Annotated in this window: 15 protein-coding genes and 1 pseudogene; 9 read left to right on the top strand and 7 right to left on the bottom strand. The window is 71.5% G+C overall.

Features of this window, described 5'->3' with window-relative positions; all coding sequences use genetic code 11:
• Positions 1 to 110 precede the first annotated feature (110 nt).
• The 5 genes and pseudogenes from ACFXBC_RS31315 to ACFXBC_RS31295 form a co-directional block, all read right to left on the bottom strand.
• Positions 111 to 317, bottom strand: a pseudogene (locus tag ACFXBC_RS31315) (alpha/beta hydrolase); the annotation flags it as partial.
• A 249-nt stretch (positions 318 to 566) separates the two neighbouring features.
• Positions 567 to 1,109, bottom strand: a complete 543-nt coding sequence (locus ACFXBC_RS31310) for a spore-associated protein A (protein WP_385032110.1) — start codon at positions 1,107 to 1,109, stop codon at positions 567 to 569.
• Between the two features lie 166 nt (positions 1,110 to 1,275).
• Positions 1,276 to 3,126, bottom strand: a complete 1,851-nt coding sequence (ilvD, locus tag ACFXBC_RS31305) for a dihydroxy-acid dehydratase (RefSeq protein ID WP_385032107.1) — start codon at positions 3,124 to 3,126, stop codon at positions 1,276 to 1,278.
• Between the two features lie 174 nt (positions 3,127 to 3,300).
• Positions 3,301 to 4,116, bottom strand: coding sequence for a sugar phosphate isomerase/epimerase family protein (locus ACFXBC_RS31300; protein ID WP_385032104.1), 816 nt, complete (start codon positions 4,114 to 4,116; stop codon positions 3,301 to 3,303).
• 201 nt (positions 4,117 to 4,317) lie between these two features.
• A complete protein-coding gene (locus ACFXBC_RS31295; protein ID WP_385032102.1) occupies positions 4,318 to 5,250 on the bottom strand; it encodes a Ppx/GppA family phosphatase in 933 nt (310 codons plus the stop codon).
• Positions 5,251 to 5,391: 141 nt separating this feature from the next.
• Here ACFXBC_RS31295 and ACFXBC_RS31290 point away from each other — a divergent pair, with 141 nt between their 5' ends.
• Positions 5,392 to 6,192 carry a hypothetical protein gene (locus ACFXBC_RS31290; protein ID WP_385032099.1) on the top strand — a complete coding sequence of 267 codons (801 nt, stop codon included), beginning with the start codon at positions 5,392 to 5,394 and terminating at the stop codon, positions 6,190 to 6,192.
• 131 nt (positions 6,193 to 6,323) lie between these two features.
• Here the strand turns inward: ACFXBC_RS31290 and ACFXBC_RS31285 are convergent, their stop codons facing one another.
• Positions 6,324 to 8,036: a hypothetical protein gene (locus ACFXBC_RS31285; RefSeq protein WP_385032096.1), complete on the bottom strand. Its 1,713-nt coding sequence runs from the start codon at positions 8,034 to 8,036 to the stop codon at positions 6,324 to 6,326.
• A gap of 229 nt (positions 8,037 to 8,265) precedes the next feature.
• On the opposite strand from ACFXBC_RS31285, the gene radA reads away from it, so the two are divergent.
• Both radA and disA read left to right on the top strand, forming a co-directional pair.
• Entirely contained in the window at positions 8,266 to 9,663 is a 1,398-nt protein-coding gene (radA, locus tag ACFXBC_RS31280) for a DNA repair protein RadA (protein WP_385032093.1), read from the top strand.
• 56 nt (positions 9,664 to 9,719) lie between these two features.
• Positions 9,720 to 10,871 carry a DNA integrity scanning diadenylate cyclase DisA gene (gene disA / locus ACFXBC_RS31275; RefSeq protein WP_385032090.1) on the top strand — a complete coding sequence of 384 codons (1,152 nt, stop codon included), beginning with the start codon at positions 9,720 to 9,722 and terminating at the stop codon, positions 10,869 to 10,871.
• A 281-nt stretch (positions 10,872 to 11,152) separates the two neighbouring features.
• On the opposite strand, the gene ACFXBC_RS31270 is transcribed toward disA, so the two are convergent.
• Positions 11,153 to 12,001, bottom strand: coding sequence for a hypothetical protein (locus tag ACFXBC_RS31270; protein ID WP_385032113.1), 849 nt, complete (start codon positions 11,999 to 12,001; stop codon positions 11,153 to 11,155).
• 183 nt (positions 12,002 to 12,184) lie between these two features.
• Here ACFXBC_RS31270 and ACFXBC_RS31265 point away from each other — a divergent pair, with 183 nt between their 5' ends.
• The 6 genes from ACFXBC_RS31265 to cseC all read left to right on the top strand — a co-directional run bounded on the left by ACFXBC_RS31265 (position 12,185) and on the right by cseC (position 17,508).
• Positions 12,185 to 12,793: a phosphatase PAP2 family protein gene (locus ACFXBC_RS31265; RefSeq protein ID WP_385032087.1), complete on the top strand. Its 609-nt coding sequence runs from the start codon at positions 12,185 to 12,187 to the stop codon at positions 12,791 to 12,793.
• A 15-nt stretch (positions 12,794 to 12,808) separates the two neighbouring features.
• Positions 12,809 to 13,828, top strand: coding sequence for an A/G-specific adenine glycosylase (locus ACFXBC_RS31260; RefSeq protein ID WP_385032084.1), 1,020 nt, complete (start codon positions 12,809 to 12,811; stop codon positions 13,826 to 13,828).
• A gap of 260 nt (positions 13,829 to 14,088) precedes the next feature.
• Positions 14,089 to 14,640 (top strand): SigE family RNA polymerase sigma factor, encoded by a 552-nt coding sequence (locus tag ACFXBC_RS31255; RefSeq protein WP_266854649.1) that lies wholly within the window; start codon positions 14,089 to 14,091, stop codon positions 14,638 to 14,640.
• Positions 14,628 to 15,371 (top strand): hypothetical protein, encoded by a 744-nt coding sequence (locus ACFXBC_RS31250; RefSeq protein ID WP_385032080.1) that lies wholly within the window; start codon positions 14,628 to 14,630, stop codon positions 15,369 to 15,371. The genes ACFXBC_RS31255 and ACFXBC_RS31250 overlap by 13 nt, the downstream gene beginning before the upstream one ends.
• Positions 15,372 to 15,383: 12 nt before the next feature.
• Positions 15,384 to 16,082 (top strand): two-component system response regulator CseB, encoded by a 699-nt coding sequence (cseB, locus tag ACFXBC_RS31245; RefSeq protein WP_385032078.1) that lies wholly within the window; start codon positions 15,384 to 15,386, stop codon positions 16,080 to 16,082.
• A 112-nt stretch (positions 16,083 to 16,194) separates the two neighbouring features.
• A complete protein-coding gene (gene cseC / locus ACFXBC_RS31240) occupies positions 16,195 to 17,508 on the top strand; it encodes a two-component system sensor histidine kinase CseC (protein WP_385032075.1) in 1,314 nt (437 codons plus the stop codon).
• Positions 17,509 to 17,688 lie beyond the last annotated feature (180 nt).

The following is a 17,688-nucleotide window of genomic DNA, read 5'->3' as shown; positions in this document are numbered from 1 at the left end:
TCTCCCAAGCGGGGGGCGGCCACCCCCAAATCGACCCCCCCGCTACCGCCCCCCCCCCGGCACACTTCCTGCCGGGCCCCCCCCCCGCGGTTTTTTCCCGGCCCCCCCCCCCCGCCCCCCGGGCCGCGCCGGGCCCGCGCCGCCAGTCGCGGGTACATCCTGTGCAGTCCGAGTGTGGGGTGGCCGAGCAGGATCAGCGGCACCGGTGCGGTTTCGGATGCGGACGCGGGCGTCCACAGGATGCCGGGGATCTCGCCGAGGGTGAATACACGCTCGATGACGCCGTCGTCGAGGCGCTGTTCAGAAGTGACATGCATGGTCGTGCCTTTCGGGAGAGCTCGGAAAACAGCGCTCCCGGACGACCTGTCGCCCTACCGTGACCCGGAGGAGAGCACCCATGTGAATTCGTTCACGGGTACCACCTCCTCGTTCTCTTGCACGGCCTCCGCGAAGGTAGCAGTGGTCGCCGTGGTCCGTCGACCGGGTTTCGCGGAGGCTCCGGGGCGGTCGAGGGCGTGGTCGGGTACTGCGGGCCTGCTGCGGGCCCGGGTGACGGCGTCTGCGGTTCAGCCGCAGTGGGCCCATGGGCTGGTGTACGTGTACGTACCGACGCCGGCCTCGATCGTGCCGCCCCATCGCACGCAGGTGTGGGCAGCCCTGAACCGTACCGGGCCCGCGTACGAGGAGTACCGGCCCTGGTCCTCGGCCCGGCCCCGGCCGTCGCCCCGGACGTCGATCCACGCCCCGGTCGGCAGGGACATACGGGCGGTGGCGCGGCTGTGGTCGGTTACGACGCAGTTGTAGCCGGTTCTCGCGTTGTAGAGGAGATGGACGCGGGCGAATTCGACCCGCCCGTTGGTGAAGGTGTGGGAGTCGGTCTGCCGGTAGCCGGATCCGCAGATGCTCGCGGGTGTCGCTGCCTGGGCCGGAGCGGGTGCCGCGGTCACGGCATGTGCCGGTGCCGGGGCCGCGGCGGGTGCCGGTGCCGCAGCGGGTGCCGGTGCCGCGGTCGCCGGGAGGAGGCCGGTCGCCGCGAAGGCGCCGACGGCTGCCGCGATGACGGCCAACCTCTGGATGGAGTGACGCAAAGTGCCCCCAATTGTGGCCATTGCAGGGGATTACAGGGAAGGGGGCAGCGTAACGCAACGGCCCGGACACACACCGTGAGGGAGTGGTGTGGGCCCGGGCCGGACGGTCGGACGTGGTGGGTCGGACGGGTCGGAAGTGGTGGGTGGTGCGGGTCGGAAGGGTCGGACGTGACGGGTGGTGCGGTGGTCAGCCGAGCTTCGTCACGTCGCGGACGGCTCCGCGGTCGGCGCTGGTCGCCATCGCCGCGTACGCCTTCAGCGCCTGCGAGACCTTGCGGTCACGGTTCTTCGGGGCGTACACACCCTTCAGCGCGGCCCGGCGTGTCTCCAGCTCCTCATCGGAGACCAGGAGTTCGATCGAGCGGTCCGGGATCGCGATACGGATCCGGTCGCCGTCCTCGACCAGCGCGATCGTGCCGCCCGCGGCCGCCTCCGGCGAGGCGTGGCCGATCGACAGACCCGACGTACCGCCCGAGAAGCGCCCGTCGGTGACCAGCGCGCAGACCTTGCCGAGGCCACGGCCCTTGAGGAACGACGTCGGGTAGAGCATCTCCTGCATGCCGGGGCCGCCCTTGGGGCCCTCGTAGCGGATTACGACGACATCGCCCGCGGTGATCTCCTTGCGGAGGATCTTGTCGACGGCCTCCTCCTGGGACTCGCAGACCACGGCCGGGCCCTCGAAGTTCCAGATCGACTCATCGACACCCGCCGTCTTCACGACACAGCCGTCGACCGCCAGATTGCCCTTGAGGACCGCGAGACCGCCGTCCTTGGAGTACGCGTGCTCCGCGTCGCGGATGCAGCCGCCCGCCGCGTCGGTGTCCAGGCTCTCCCACCGCTCGGACTGTGAGAACGCCTCTGCGGAGCGGACACAGCCGGGGGCCGCGTGCCACAGCTCGACTGCCTCGGCCGAGGGTGAACCACCGCGCACGTCCCAGGTCTTCAGCCAGTCCGCCAGCGACGGCGAGTGGACCGAGTGGACGTCCTCGTTGAGCATCCCGCCCCGGTACAGCTCCCCCAGGATCGCGGGGATACCGCCGGCCCGGTGCACGTCCTCCATGTAGTACGTACCACCGGGGGCGACATTCGGCGCGACCTTGGACAGGCACGGGACCCGGCGCGAGACCTCGTCCATCTCGGCGAGTCCGTAGGGCAGTTCGGCCTCCTGCGCGGCCGCCAGCAGATGCAGGATCGTGTTGGTCGAGCCGCCCATCGAGATGTCGAGCGCCATCGCGTTGTCGAAGGCGGCACGGGTGCCGATGGAGCGCGGCAGTACGGTCTCGTCGTCCTGCTCGTAGTAGCGCTTCGCGATCTCCACGACCGTACGGCCCGCGTTCTCGTACAGCGCCTTGCGGGCCGTGTGCGTGGCCAGCACCGAGCCGTTGCCCGGCAGCGCCAGGCCGAGCGCCTCGGTCAGGCAGTTCATCGAGTTGGCCGTGAACATGCCCGAACAGCTGCCGCAGGTCGGGCAGGCGTTCTCCTCGATCCGCAGGATGTCCTCGTCCGAGACGTCCTCGTTCACCGCGTCGCTGATCGCGTTGATCAGGTCCAGCTTGCGGACCGTACCGTCGACCAGCGTCGCCCGGCCGGCCTCCATCGGACCGCCGGAGACGAAGACCGTCGGGATGTTGAGACGCATCGCCGCGTTCAGCATGCCCGGAGTGATCTTGTCGCAGTTCGAGATGCAGATCAGGGCGTCCGCGCAGTGCGCCTCGACCATGTACTCGACACTGTCCGCGATCAGGTCACGCGAGGGGAGGCTGTAGAGCATCCCGCCATGACCCATCGCGATACCGTCGTCGACCGCGATCGTGTTGAACTCGCGCGGCACCGCGCCCGCCGCCTTGATCGCCTCGGAGACGATCCGGCCGACCGGCTGGAGGTGGGTGTGGCCCGGCACGAACTCCGTGAACGAGTTCGCCACCGCGATGATCGGCTTACCGATGTCCGCGCTCGCTACCCCCGAGGCTCGCATGAGGGCACGGGCGCCCGCCATATTGCGGCCGTGGGTGACTGTGCGGGACCTCAGCTCGGGCATCGTGGCTCGCTCCTTAGACAGATGTGACTGCCGTCGAGCGTACGCCTGCCCTCCAAGATCCGGACACGTCGTCCGGATGACGGGATCGGGGGCCGCAGCATCGCGGGTCCGGTCGTGCGGTGGCCGGCTCCTGTCGCGGGCCGGTCAGGGGTGGCCGGATCCGTGACGGGCCGGTCAGGGGTGGCGCGTCCGGGTGGCCAGATGGAGGCGGGTGAAGGCGAGGGCCTCCGCCAGGTCCGCCTCGCGCTCCGCGGTGGACATCGCGCGGCGGGTGTTGACCTCGATGACGACATGGCCGTCGAAGCCGCTGCCCGCGAGCCCCTCCAGCAGCTCGGCGCAGGGCTGCGTACCACGGCCCGGCACCAGGTGCTCGTCCTTGCCGGAGCCGCGGCCGTCCGCCAGGTGCACATGGGCCAGCCGCTTTCCCATCCGGCCGATCATCGCCATGGCGTCGGTGCGGGCGGTGGCGGTGTGCGAGAGGTCGGCCGTGAAGTGGCGGTAGTCGTCGTGGGTGACGTCCCAGTCGGGGGCGTACGCGAGCATCTCGCGGTCCCGGTAGCGCCACGGGTACATGTTCTCCACGGCGAAGCGCACATCGGTCTCGTCGGCCATCCGCCAGATGCCGTCCACGAATTCACGTGCGTAATTGCGCTGCCAGCGGAAGGGCGGATGGACGACGACCGTGGAGGCGCCGAGCCGTTCGGCGGCGGACCTGGCGCGCTGGAGTTTGGTCCAGGGGTCGGTCGACCAGACCCGCTGGGTGATCAGCAGACATGGCGCGTGTACGGCGAGGACCGGCATGCGGTAGTGGTCGGAGAGTCTGCGCAGGGCCTCGACGTCCTGGCTGACGGGGTCCGTCCACACCATGACCTCGACACCGTCGTAGCCGAGGCGCGCGGCGATCTCGAAGGCCGTCGCCGTCGACTCCGGATACACGGAGGCCGTGGACAGCGCGACCTTCGCATCCGGGATGCGCACTGGTTCTGCCACGCAAGACAGCGTACGGGCCGGGTCCGCGGTCGCCCGTGCGGGATCCGGGCCGGAACCGGGATCGGGACCGGGACCGGGGTCACGGCCGGGGCCCAGCGGAGCGGACCAGACCTGACGGGGCCTGCTGACCGGGGCCGGGCGGGGGCCTGACCGGGGCCTGACCAGAGCGGGGCGAGGGCCCGACCGGAGCCGGGCGACGGCCTATCGGACCGGCAGATGGTCGAGGCGGCGCAGGATGACCCCCTCGCGCAACGCCCAGGGGCAGATCTCCAGCTCCTCGGCGCCGAGCAGGTCCATCGCGCCCTCCGCGACCAGCGCGCCCGCGAGCAGCTGGGAGGCGCGGTCCGCGGAGACCCCGGGCAGCCGGGCGCGCTCGGCCGAGGTCATCGCGGCGAGCCTGGGGACCCACTCCTCAAGCGACTTACGGCTCAGGCCACGCGGTACGTAAGGGCCGTCGGCGGAGCGTGCGGCGCCCGCGATGCGCGACAGCTGCTTGAAGGTCTTGGAGGTCGCGACCACCCGGTCCGGCCTGCCGAAGCGGGTGAACTCCCCCACGGTTCTGGCGATCTCCGCGCGGACATGGCGGCGCAGCGCCCTGACGTCCCGCGGGTCCGGCGGATCGCCCGGCAGCCAGGACTGGGTCAGCCGGCCGGCGCCCAGCGGCAGCGACACGGCCGCGTCGGGGTCCTCGTCGATGCCGTACGCGATCTCCAGTGAGCCGCCGCCGATGTCGAGCAGCAGGAGCCGCCCCGCGGACCAGCCGCACCAGCGGCGGGCCGCGAGGAAGGTGAGCCGGGCCTCGTCGGCGCCGGTGAGGACCTGGAGGTCGACACCGGTCTCGTCGCGCACCCGGGTGAGGACATGGTCGGCGTTGGCGGCCTCGCGCACCGCCGACGTGGCGAACGACAGGACGCTCTCGGCGCCCTTGTCCTCGGCGGCCTGGAGGGCGTCACCGACGGTGGCGACCAGCCGGTCCACGCCGTCGGGCCCGATCGCGCCCTCGCCGTCGAGCAGTTCGGCCAGGCGCAGCCCCACCTTGTGCGAGTGCGCGGGCAGCGGGCGGGCGCCGGGGTGGGCGTCGACCACCAGCAGGTGAACGGTGTTCGAACCGACGTCGAGGACTCCGAGTCTCATGGGCGGAACGCTACTGGGCAGGCGCGAGCGGGTGTCCCTTCGGGCCATGTGGGTATCCCTGCGGGCCACGTGGGTATCCCGTCGGGCCGAGCGGGTGGCCGTTCGGGCCGATGGGCGCGGTGTCCCCGTACGCTGGGTGATGTGCCGAAGACGAAAAAGGCGAAGCCGGGCAAAATCGCCGGGCAGCCGAAGCCGAAGAGTGACGAGCAGGGCCTGGATTTCGCCCGCGCCTGGGTCGAGTTCCCGGACCCGGCCGACGACGAACAGGTCTTCCGCTGCGACCTGACCTGGCTCACCTCACGGTGGACCTGCATCTTCGGCAGCGGTTGCCAGGGCATCGAGGCCGGCCGCGCCGACGACGGCTGCTGCACGCTGGGCGCGCACTTCTCGGACGAGGAGGACGAGGAGCGGGTGGCCGGCCATGTGGCGCGGCTGACGCCGGAGCTCTGGCAGTTCCACGACGTGGGTACGGACTCGGGCTGGGTGCAGCTCGACGAGGACGGCGAGCGCCAGACCCGCCGCTGGAAGGGTTCCTGCATCTTCCAGAACCGGCCCGGGTTCGCGGGCGGCGCGGGGTGCTCGCTGCACATCCTGGCGCTGCGCGAGGGCAAGGAGCCGCTGGAGACGAAGCCGGACGTCTGCTGGCAGCTGCCGGTCCGCAGGACGTACGAGTGGATCGACCGGCCGGACGAGTCGCGGGTGCTCCAGATCTCCATCGGCGAGTACGACCGGCGCGGCTGGGGTCCCGGGGGCCACGATCTGCACTGGTGGTGCACGTCGGCGACGTCCGCGCACGGCGCGGGCGACCCGGTCTATGTGACGTACCGGCCGGAGCTGATCGAGCTGATGGGCGCACCGGCCTACGAGCGGCTGGTGGAGCTGTGCGAGGAGCGGGTCGCCGCGCTGCTGCCGATGGCTCCGCACCCGGCCGACCCGCGGTAGGGCGGGACCGGCCTCTTACGGCTTGCCGTGGACGGCCCGTCCAGTACGCCTTGTCTGTTACGCCTTGGCCGGCCCTGCGGGAGCGACCAGCCCGGCCCTGTGGGCGGGGCTTGCCGGTTGGCGCTGCTCCGTCACGACGGCGAGGGCGTGTCAGGGGACGACGGCGGTGGTGTCGTCGGGGAGTCCGACTCGGTCGGCGTCGGGCTGGGTGTCGGGTCCGAACCGGTCGGAGTGGGTGTCGGGCGGCCCGTAGGAGCCGGGCCTGTCGTCGGACCGTTCGACGGGGTCGGGCTGCCGTGGCCGTGATGACCGTGCCCATGGCCGTGTCCGTGGCCGTGCCCCTGGCCGCCGTCGCTCCACCCGTACCCGCGCATCGAGACGACGGCGCCCGACGGGTCGAAGGCGATCCGGGCCGACCAGGCGCCTGACGGTTCGCCTCGGTGGTCGACGTACACCCGGACCGTGGTCGAGCCGCCCGGCGACAGGACACCCGACGAGCTGCTGAGGTAGAGCCAGGGCGCGCTTCTGGTGGCCGACCAGGAGAGCGGGCGGTCTCCGCCGTTGGTCAGGGTGATCGAGGTGCGGCCGCCGGAGGAGCGGGCCGTGACGGTGAGGCCGCCGGCGGCCACCGCACCGCCTGCCGTCTTCCCGTGGGCCGCGTCCGGGCTGATGACCTCGACGGAGACGTCCGGCGAGCTGCTGTCGTCGGCGAAGGGGGTGTGCTGGCTGCGGGCGTTGCCCGCGTTCTCGTAGTGGTCGTACGGGCTCGCGCTGTTGTCGCCCTTCCCTTCTGCCTCACTCGACGTCACCGAGCCGCCGTGTCCCTCCCCGGTGGAGGGCGCATGCCGGTACGCCACCCACAGCGCGAGCACCGGAGCGGCCACGACGGTCGCGACGACGGTGGTCGTCACGGCGCGCGAACGCAGCCGGTCCCGGCGGGCCGCGCGGTCCTTCGGGTCCATCGGGAATCCGCTGCGGCCGAAGCGCGGGGCATGGCCGCGTGGGGCGTGCAGCATCGCGGTGTACGCGGCGGATCGTTCCGCCACGACCAGCGGCAGGGCCGCCGGGGTGGCGGGTGTGACGGTGGAGCCGGGCCAGGGGCCCGCTGCTCCGGCCCGCTCGGCGACCCGGCGGCAGCGCGGGCAGTCGTCGACGTGCCGGACGAGTTCGCGGCGGAGCGCCGAGGAGAGCAGGACCCGGTGGTCGCCGGTGAGCCGGGCGACGCTCGGGCAGTTGCCGGTCTCGACGACGGCGAGGGCCGCACGGGTCCGCTCGACCTCGCAGGCTCCGGCGGCCAGCAGCTCACGGGCCGCGGCGTGCTCCAGGCCCAGTACGGCGGCGACTTCACGCGGGCCGAGGCCGTGGCGCACCGCGAGCTCCAGCGCCTCGCGCTGCTCGGGGGTGGTACCGGCGGCCTCCGGCCAGGCGAGGGCGGCGAGATCGCGGCGCCGCCGCTCGGCGGCCTCGGCGTCGCCGGGCTGCTCGGGGGCGGGCGCCGGCCCGGGCTCCGGCGTGCGCCCGGCGTGCGCACCGGGCCGCAGCCGCTTCTGCTCGGTGAGTTTGCGCAGGCAGGCCCAGCGCGCGAGGGCGTAGAGCCAGGCACGGCGGCTCTGTTCGCCCGAGGGGCAGCGGCTGAACTGGCGTTCCGCCACGGCCAGCACCTCGCCGAGTACGGCGGTGGCCTCCGCGTGGTCGCACAGGACGGAGAGGCAGTAGGTGAAAAGACCGTCCAGATATGCCTCGTAACGGACCGGCGGCCGCTGTTCCGCCGGGCGGGGGGCTCGCCGGTGCGCCCGGTGTGCGCCGGTGGTGTGCGTCGGATTCTCCAGCCTGCTGCTCGTCACCCGGCCGACGGTAGGCCGCTCATAGCTGCCTCCTAGCACCTCTTGAGGGCATTTAATCCTTACGGGTGAACGTATCCCTCAAAAGGGGACAGGAATCCCCGATTCCGATGACGGATCACCGGGCCTCGCCTCAGCCGCGCGCCGGCCACCGGTCCGCTGTCCGCCTGCTGCCCGCCCGCTGCCCAGGAGCCGTATGTCCGCTGTCGGTGCGGCCGGTTACGGTGGCGCCATGGCCACCCGAGCGAAGACCAGAGAACGGCCGTCCTACCGCTGCACCGAGTGCGGGTACACGACGGCCAAGTGGCTGGGCCGCTGCCCCGAGTGCCAGACGTGGGGGACGGTCGAGGAGCAGGGCGGCGGGCCCGCCGTGCGGACGACGGCGGCCGGTCCGGTCAGCAGCGCCGCCGTCCCCATCGGGCAGGTGGACAGCAGGACGGCGACGGCGCGTTCGACCGGGGTCGCCGAGCTGGACCGGGTGCTCGGCGGCGGTCTGGTGCCCGGCGCCGTGGTGCTGCTCGCCGGGGAGCCGGGCGTCGGCAAGTCCACCCTGCTGCTCGATGTCGCGGCGAAGGCGGCGGGCTCCGACCACCGCACGCTCTATGTGACGGCCGAGGAGTCCGCCAGCCAGGTCAGACTGCGCGCCGACCGGATCCGCGCGATCCACGACCATCTCTATCTGGCCGCCGAGACGGATCTCGCCGCTGTGCTCGGCCATCTCGACGCGGTGAAGCCGTCGCTGCTGGTCCTGGACTCCGTACAGACGGTGGCCTCGTCCGAACTGGACGGCGCGCCCGGCGGTATGGCCCAGGTGCGCGAGGTGGCGGGCGCGCTGATCCGCGCCTCCAAGGAGCGCGGGATGTCCACGCTGCTCGTCGGGCATGTCACCAAGGAGGGCTCCATCGCCGGGCCCCGTCTGCTGGAGCACCTGGTGGACGTCGTGCTCTCCTTCGAGGGCGACCGGCACGCCCGGCTGCGGCTGGTGCGCGGCGTCAAGAACAGATACGGGGCGACCGACGAGGTCGGCTGTTTCGAGCTGCACGACGAGGGCATCACCGGACTCACCGACCCGAGCGGGCTGTTCCTGACGCGCCGTGACGAGCCGGTGCCCGGGACCTGTCTGACGGTCACCCTGGAGGGCAAGCGCCCGCTGGTCGCCGAGGTCCAGGCGCTCACGGTGGACTCGCAGATCCCCTCGCCCCGGCGCACCACGTCCGGTCTTGAGACCTCCCGGGTCTCGATGATGCTCGCCGTCCTCGAACAGCGCGGCAGGATCAGCGCGCTCGGCAAGCGCGACATCTACACGGCGACGGTCGGCGGTGTGAGGCTCACCGAGCCGGCCGCCGACCTGGCCGTCGCCCTGGCCCTGGCCTCCGCCGCCGGGGACGTGCCGCTCCCGAAGAACCTGGTGGCGATCGGCGAAGTGGGCCTCGCGGGCGAGGTCAGAAGGGTCACCGGTGTGCAGCGCAGGCTCGCCGAGGCGCACCGGCTCGGCTTCACCCACGCCCTCGTACCGACCGATCCGGGGAAGGTCCCCGCGGGGATGAAGGTGATCGAGGTGGCGGACATGGGGGACGCGCTGCGGGCCCTCCCGCGCCGTCCGAGGGCCCGCGCTCCTCAGGACGAGTGAGCGCGCCGGTAGACTTTGCCCTGGTCTCGCCTGTCCGTACGAGCCGGAGGAGCGCAGTGGCAGCCAATGACCGAGCAGCACCCGGGAGGTCCGGCGGGAGCTCGTCCGGCAATGAAGCGCTGATGCGTGCCACGCTGAGCGCTGTCGCGCCCGGTACCGCGCTCCGTGACGGCCTGGAGCGCATCCTCCGCGGGAACACCGGCGGTCTGATCGTCCTGGGCATGGACAAGAGCGTCGAGGCCATGTGCACCGGCGGTTTCGTCATGGACGTGGAGTTCGCCGCGACCCGGCTGCGGGAGCTGTGCAAGCTCGACGGCGCGCTGATCCTCGACAAGGATCTGACCAAGATCCTGCGGGCCGGCGTCCAGCTCGTGCCCGACGCGTCGATCCCCACCGAGGAGACCGGCACCCGCCACCGCACGGCCGACCGGGTCTCCAAGCAGTGCGGCTTCCCGGTCGTCTCCGTATCGCAGTCGATGCATCTGATCGCGCTGTACGTGGACGGCGAGCGCCGGGTCCTGGAGGAGTCGGCGGCGATCCTCTCCCGCGCCAACCAGGCGCTGGCCACGCTGGAGCGGTACAAGCTCCGCCTCGACGAGGTCGCCGGCACGCTCTCCGCGCTGGAGATCGAGGACCTGGTGACGGTGCGGGACGTGACGGCGGTCGCGCAGCGCCTGGAGATGGTCCGGCGGATCGCCACCGAGATCGCCGAGTACGTGGTGGAGCTGGGCACCGACGGCCGGCTGCTCTCCTTGCAGCTGGACGAGCTGATCGCGGGGGTCGAGCCGGAGCGGGAGCTGGTGGTCAGGGACTACGTGCCCGAGCCGACCTCTCCCAGGGCCGTCTCGGGGAAGGGCCCACAGCGTTCGCGTACGGTCGCCGACGCGCTGGTCGACCTGAACACGCTCAGCCACACGGAGCTGCTCGAACTGCCGGTGGTGGCAAGGGCGCTGGGGTACAGCGGCTCTCCGGAGACGCTCGACTCGGCGGTGTCGCCGCGCGGTTACCGGCTGCTGGCCAAGGTGCCGAGGCTGCCCGGGGCGATCATCGAGCGGCTGGTCGAGCACTTCGGCGGGCTGCAGAAGCTGCTCGCCGCGAGCGTGGACGATCTGCAGACGGTGGACGGGGTCGGGGAGGCGCGGGCGCGGAGCGTCCGGGAGGGGCTTTCGCGGCTTGCGGAGTCCTCGATCCTGGAGCGGTACGTCTAGGGGCTGACGGTACGTCCAGAGGCCGCACGTCCAGGGCTTTCGGGGCTCCGCCCCGGACCCCGCTCCTCAATCTCCCCCAGCTGACGCTGAGAGGTGCCCCCAGGAGGGGCTTGAGGAAGCCCGGACGGGCTTGAGGATGATGCCCGGAGGGGGTGAGGGTGTCCGGACGGGGTTGAGGGTGCCCGGACGGGGTTGAGGGTGCCCGGACGGGGTTGAGGGTGTCCGGACGGGCTGGTTCCGCCGACCGGTGCAGCCCCTCCTGGGTTCAGCCCCGTCTGCGCTCAGTCCTTCGCCAGGACCACCGATGTCCGCTTCAGCGGCATCCCCGGGGCCTTCGCCTCGACCAGGTATGTGCCGGCTCCCGCCGTCTGCGGACCGGGCTTCGTGCACTTCGGGGCCGACTTCTTGCGGTCCCACTCCACGGTGTGCTTGATGGTGCTGTTGGCCGGGACCTGGATGAGCAGGGACGCTCCGTCCTTCGGGCAGTCCTTGGACGACCAGACGACATGATCGTCCGTGGTCGATGTGATGGTGAACACAGTGGCCTTGGGACCGAAGTTGACCTTGCAGGCCGTCCCCGAGGTGTTCTTGGCGATCAGGTCGAACTTCAGCTTCTCGCCCGGCGGGTAGCTGTTCTTGGGGTTGTGCAGCGTCAACTTGACCGCTCCCGCAGTGCAGTCGGGGAGGCTGGAGCCCGCGGGGACCCGCGCCCCTTCGCTGGTTCCTCCGGTACTCGCGTCCGAACCGCCGCCGCCGCCCGATCCGTTGGCACCGTCGCCGCCGCCCGGGCCCGTACCGCCGGACCCGCCGCTCCCGTCGTCGGACTCGCCGGAACCGGAGCCCGATCCCGAGCCGCCGTCCGATCCGGATGACGAACCCGAGCCGCCGGAGCCGCCCGAACCACCGCTGCCGCCCGGCGCTTGGCTGATCGCGGGACCCGTACCGGACGGGCCCGGGGTGATCGAGGGCGCGGGGCCCGCCCCCTTAGCGCCCGGACTGCCGTGCTTTCCGCCGCCGCCCGATGTGAGCATCCACACGACGAGCAGGGCGAGCAGCGCAACCAGAGTCGCCGCTACTGCCCTCCGTCGCCAGTAGATGGAGGAGGGAAGCGGCCCGACCGGATTGCGCATAGATCCCACGGCGCAAACTGTACGAGAGATCAGACCCAACTCAGGCCCCACCCGCCGCCGTCCGTACAACTTTTACGGATCATCATTCCGCAGACCGCGCCGGGTGCCCCCGTCACATGCCGCCTGGAGCCGCCAAGATCGCTCGCGGTCACTGCTCCTGGATGATTCATACTGTCCGTCACCATGGACAGTTCTTCCGAGCTCTACCGAAACATCCTCGAATTCGCCCACTCCACGCCCTCCTGGGTGCAGCAGCTCATGGAGCTGTGGACCGAGGGCGGACTGCTGCTCTTCGCCGTACTGTTCGTCGTCGTGTGGTGGCGGGCGCGTACGGCGTCGGCACAGGCGATGACGCTGGCGCTGCTCGCCCCGCTGGGCACCGCGATCGCGTACGTCCTCAGTGAGGTGCTGAAGACGGTGATCCACGAGGACCGCCCGTGCCGGGCCGTCGCCGGGGCGATGAAACCGCTCATCGACTGCCCGGCGCAGGGCGACTGGTCCTTCCCCAGCAACCACTCGATCATCGCGGCGGCCGCGGCGGTCGGTCTCTCGCTGGCCATGGTGCGGCTGGTCTGGCTGACCGTGCCGGTGGCGTTGCTGATGGCGTTCTCGCGGGTCTTCGTCGGTGTGCACTATCCGCATGACGTGATCGTCGGGCTGATCCTGGGTGCCCTCATCGCACTGCTCGCGTCCGAGTGGCTGACCAGGCCCGTACGGTCGCTGGTGGAGACGGCCCGGTCGAGCGACATCAGCGTGGCGGCCCGGTTCATGGGGCCGGGTGCCCCGAGCTGAGAGGATTGGTGTGCCATGACTGCAACCACTGAGACCACCGAGACCGCTGAGACCCCTCAGACTGCTGAGACCTCCCAGACCGCTGAGACCGCCGGGGCCGCTGAATCTGCGGAGGCCGCTGAGTCCGCTGAGTCCGCCGGGACTTCGGCATCCGCCGCCTCCGCCGCCGGGCTGCACTCGGCCGTCCTCACCTGGTTCGGCGCGAACGCACGCGATCTGCCCTGGCGCCGCCCCGAGGCCGGCGCGTGGGGTGTCATGGTCAGCGAGTTCATGCTCCAGCAGACCCCTGTCGTACGCGTGCTGCCGGTGTACGAGCAGTGGCTGGCCCGCTGGCCCCGCCCGGCCGACCTGGCGGCCGAGCCCCCCGGCGAGGCCGTACGCGCCTGGGGCAGGCTCGGATATCCGCGCCGCGCCCTGCGTCTGCACGGAGCGGCACGGGCCATCACGGAGCGGCACGGCGGCGACGTGCCGTCCGAGCACGGGCAGCTGATCTCGCTGCCCGGTATCGGCGAGTACACGGCCGCGGCCGTCGCCTCCTTCGCGTACGGCAGGCGCCATGCGGTCCTGGACACCAATGTGCGGCGGGTCTTCGCCCGCGCGGTCACCGGCGTGGAGTACCCGCCGAACGCCACCACGGCCGCCGAACGCAGGCTGGCCCGTGCGCTGCTCCCCGACGACGAGACCACGGCGGCCCGCTGGGCGGCGGCCTCCATGGAGCTGGGCGCGCTGGTCTGCACCGCCAAGAGCCCCGAGTGCGGGCGCTGCCCCATCGCGGCCGAGTGTGTCTGGCGGCTGGCCGGCAAACCGGCGCACACCGGGGCGCCGCGGCGCGGACAGACCTACGCCGGTACGGACCGCCAGGTGCGCGGCAAGCTCCTCGCGGTGTTGCGGGATGCCTCGGAACCCGTACCGCAGTCGCAGCTCGACAGGGTGTGGCACGAGCCCGTCCAGCGGGCCCGCGCGCTCGACGGGCTGGTCGCCGACGGACTGGTGGAGCCGCTGGCGGACGGCCTCTACCGGCTTCCGCTCACCTGAACCGGCCCTAACCGGTCCGAACCGGTCCTGAACCAGTCCCGAACCGGCCGGTTTCTCCGCCTGAACCGGCCCGCCGTTCATCTGAACCGAACGGTTCTATCCAGTTGCCCCCGGGTTAAACCTGATCTCCGTTACACAACCGATGGGCAGCCGTGCGTCTGCCGACGGCTGGTACGCACAGCTCCGTGACAACGCCTCCGTAGCTTCATGGACAGACCACAGAACAGCGTGAACACGGGGAACGACGGAGGCGGTTGGCTATGGCTCACGGCGAGGTGCTCGAATTCGAGGAGTACGTACGCACCAGGCAGGACGCCCTGCTGCGGAGCGCCCGCCGGCTGGTGCCCGACCCCGTCGACGCCCAGGACCTGCTGCAGACCGCACTGGCGCGCACCTACCGCCGCTGGGAGGGCATCGCCGACAAGTCGCTGGCCGACGCCTATCTCCGCCGCGTCATGATCAACACTCGTACGGAGTGGTGGCGTGCCCGCAGGCTGGAGGAGGTCCCCACCGAGCAGCTGCCCGACGCGAGCGTCGAGGACGGCACGGAGCAGCACGCCGACCGGGCCCTTCTGATGGACATCCTGAAGGTGCTCGCTCCCAAGCAGCGCAGTGTGGTCGTCCTGCGACACTGGGAGCAGATGAGCACCGAGGAGACGGCTGCCGCACTCGGTATGTCTGCCGGTACGGTGAAGAGCACACTGCACCGGGCCCTCGCACGGCTCCGGCAGGAGCTGGAGAGCCGGGACATCGACGCGCGTGCGCTGATCCGTGGGGAACAAGAGATGGGGCGGGAGCGGTGCGCGGCCTGACAGAGGACCCGGAGGACGGTCCGGAAGGCCCCGGGGACGACGGCCGGGGCAAGGGTGCCGGAAGAACCAGAAGAACCAGAAGAAGGGGCACCTTCGCGGCGGGCGTCACGGCGGTGGCCGGGCTCGCCGTGGTCGGGCTGTTCGTGGCCGGCTGCGACTCGGGCGGTACGGGGACCCGCGACGAGGGGGCGGCCCATTCGGTGCCCGCGGTCGCGCCCTCGAAGGCGCCGGGTTCGGCGGCGGCCACCCGGCCGGGCGAGCGGGTGAACGCGGTGGAGCTGCTGAAGCAGGACTCCACGGTCAGCTCGGCGGTCAAGCGCGACCTGAAGCCGTGCTCGGGCAGCGACTACCCGGTCGATGTCTCGTACGCGCGGCTGACCGGCGGTGACGTCGCCGATGTGGTGGTGAACGTGATGACCTGCCGCAGCGCGGTGGGGGTCGCCACCTACGTCTACCGCGCGCAGGGCGGGGCGTACAAGAACGTCTTCGCCTCGGAGGCCGCGCCCGTCTACTCCGAGATCGACCGGGGCGATCTCGTCGTGACGAAGCAGCAGTACGCGAAGGGCGACTCGATGTCGTACGCGTCGAGCGAGGACGTCATCACGTACCACTGGACGAACAACAAGTTCGCGCAGACGGACGCCGTGCACACCGACTTCAGCCGGGCGGTGGGCGACGGGGACGCCGACGGAGATCCTGACCCGTCCTCCACCAGCCCCACAGGCAACTGAGAGAGCAGCGGTATGGCCGAGACCCATGTCCTCTTCGTCGAGGACGACGATGTGATCCGCGAGGCGACCCAGCTCGCCCTTGAGCGGGACGGCTTCCGCGTCACCGCGATGCCCGACGGGCTCTCCGGGCTCGATGCGTTCCGGACGAACCAGCCGGACATCGCCCTGCTCGATGTCATGGTGCCGGGGCTGGACGGGGTCTCCCTGTGTCGCCGGATCCGTGACCAGTCGACCGTCCCCGTGATCATGCTGTCGGCGCGCGCCGACTCGATCGACGTGGTGCTCGGGCTGGAGGCCGGGGCCGACGACTATGTGACGAAGCCGTTCGACGGTGCGGTGCTCGTGGCCCGTATCCGCGCGGTACTCCGCCGGTTCGGGCATGCGAGCGGCGCCGGTACGGACAGTGGCGCGGAGCCGGACGAGCGCGGGGTGCTGGCCTTCGGCGACATCGAGGTCGACACGGAGGGCATGGAGGTGCGCAAGGGCGGCGCCCATGTGGCACTGACCCCGACCGAGATGCGGCTGCTGCTCGAATTCTCCTCGGCGCCCGGCACGGTGCTCTCCCGCGACAAGCTCCTGGAGCGGGTCTGGGACTACGGCTGGGGCGGTGACACCAGAGTGGTGGACGTCCATGTGCAGCGGCTGCGGACGAAGATCGGGCAGGACCGGATCGAAACGGTCCGCGGCTTCGGGTACAAGCTGAAGGCATGAAGCACCCCGCCCTGCGCACCGGCGTCCGGTGGCTGCATCCCCCGGGGGACGACCCCCGGACCCCCGGCCCGGGAAGCCCGGTGGCCGGCCCGCGCCGAACAGGAACGCCGACATGAAGCACCCCGCCCTGCGCACCGGCGTCCGGTGGAAGATCAGCATCGCCATCGCGGGTGTCGGCGCGCTCATCGCTGTCGCGCTCAGCCTCGTCGTCCACAACGCGGCCCGGGTCTCCATGCTCGACAACGCACGGGATACCCAGGTCGTGCGGCTCCAGTTCGCCCTGCGGCTCTTCGAGTCGAAGAAGCAACAGCAGCAGCAACCGCAGATGGGCTCCAAGGTCAACGACCCCGGCCTGCCCAGGGAGCTGCGCCGCCGGGCCGCCGAGAACCGGATCTCCACGCTGGTCGTCGAGCACCCCAACGGCATCCCCGACGTCTGGGCGGCGGCCCCGCTCTCGGACGGTGATGTCCTCTCACTGCACAGCCGTTACGGCAGCAGCGCCTCCGTACTCCAGGACCTCGACCGGGCCCTGATCATCGGCTCGGTCTCGGTGGTGCTCGGGGGCAGCGCGCTGGGTGTGCTGATCGGCGGCCAGCTGTCGCGGCGGCTGCGCAAGGCGGCAGCGGCGGCGACCAAGGTCGCGCAGGGCGGCTCGGACGTCCGGGTGCGGGCCGCCATCGGCGGTTTCGTACGGGACGAGACCGACGAGCTGGCGCGCGCCGTCGACGCGATGACCGACACCCTCCAGGAGCGGGTGGAGGCCGAGCGCCGGGTCACCGCCGATATCGCGCACGAGCTGCGGACGCCGGTGACCGGGCTGCTGACGGCCGCGGAGCTGCTGCCGCCCGGCCGTCCCACGGAGCTGGTACGCAACCGGGCCCAGGCGCTGCGCACCCTGGTCGAGGACGTACTGGAGGTGGCGAGGCTGGACAGCGCGTCCGAGCGGGCCGAGCTGCAGGAGATCGCGCTGGGCGAGTTCGTGAGCCGCCGGGTGACGATCATGGCGCCGGAGGCGGTGGTCCGGGTCGTGCACGAGTCCTGGGTCAACACCGATCCGCGGCGCCTGGAGCGGATCCTCGGCAATCTGCTGGGGAACGCGGCCAAGCACGGCGGAGCCCCGGTGGAGGTCACGGTCGAGGGACGGGTGGTGCGGGTGCGCGACCACGGGCCCGGCTTCCCCGACACACTGCTGCGGGAGGGGCCCAGCCGGTTCCGTACGGGCAGCAGCGACCGGGCGGGGGTCGGGCACGGTCTGGGGCTGACGATCGCGGCCGGGCAGGCCAGGGTGCTCGGCGCCCGGCTGACCTTCCGCAACGCGGCACCGGAGGGCGCGAAGGAGACGGGCGGCGCCATCGCGGTGCTCTGGCTCCCGGAACACGCGCCGACCGTCACCGGAAGCTTCCGCGCCCTGACCCGGCCGTCGTGACACGGGCTCGGCCGGTCACCTTCACGGCCGAAGACGTACACAGCCGAGTGGGTGGGGGGGGGCGAGGGGCGCAGGGTAATAGTAAATGGTATCTGGCGGGGTGGGGTGCGACACAAAAAAAACAAAAAAAAACAAAAAAAGATCAAAAAACAGGGCACCGCCGGGGAGGACAATGGCTCC

The organism is Streptomyces sp. NPDC059398, from assembly GCF_042751845.1.
GTDB lineage: Bacteria > Actinomycetota > Actinomycetes > Streptomycetales > Streptomycetaceae > Streptomyces.
This window is presented reverse-complemented; position numbering and strand designations above follow the sequence as displayed.

Excerpts from the sequence above, each read along its gene's own strand:
- radA (WP_385032093.1), top strand. The coding sequence starts at position 8,266 with ATGGCCACCCGAGCGAAGACCAGAGAACGGCCGTCCTACCGCTGCACC.
- ilvD (WP_385032107.1), bottom strand. The coding sequence starts at position 3,126 with ATGCCCGAGCTGAGGTCCCGCACAGTCACCCACGGCCGCAATATGGCG.
- ACFXBC_RS31295 (WP_385032102.1), bottom strand. The coding sequence starts at position 5,250 with ATGAGACTCGGAGTCCTCGACGTCGGTTCGAACACCGTTCACCTGCTG.
- cseB (WP_385032078.1), top strand. The coding sequence starts at position 15,384 with ATGGCCGAGACCCATGTCCTCTTCGTCGAGGACGACGATGTGATCCGC.
- ACFXBC_RS31260 (WP_385032084.1), top strand. The coding sequence starts at position 12,809 with ATGACTGCAACCACTGAGACCACCGAGACCGCTGAGACCCCTCAGACT.
- ACFXBC_RS31270 (WP_385032113.1), bottom strand. The coding sequence starts at position 12,001 with ATGCGCAATCCGGTCGGGCCGCTTCCCTCCTCCATCTACTGGCGACGG.
- ACFXBC_RS31310 (WP_385032110.1), bottom strand. The coding sequence starts at position 1,109 with ATGGCCACAATTGGGGGCACTTTGCGTCACTCCATCCAGAGGTTGGCC.
- cseC (WP_385032075.1), top strand. The coding sequence starts at position 16,195 with ATGAAGCACCCCGCCCTGCGCACCGGCGTCCGGTGGAAGATCAGCATC.
- ACFXBC_RS31265 (WP_385032087.1), top strand. The coding sequence starts at position 12,185 with ATGGACAGTTCTTCCGAGCTCTACCGAAACATCCTCGAATTCGCCCAC.
- ACFXBC_RS31255 (WP_266854649.1), top strand. The coding sequence starts at position 14,089 with ATGGCTCACGGCGAGGTGCTCGAATTCGAGGAGTACGTACGCACCAGG.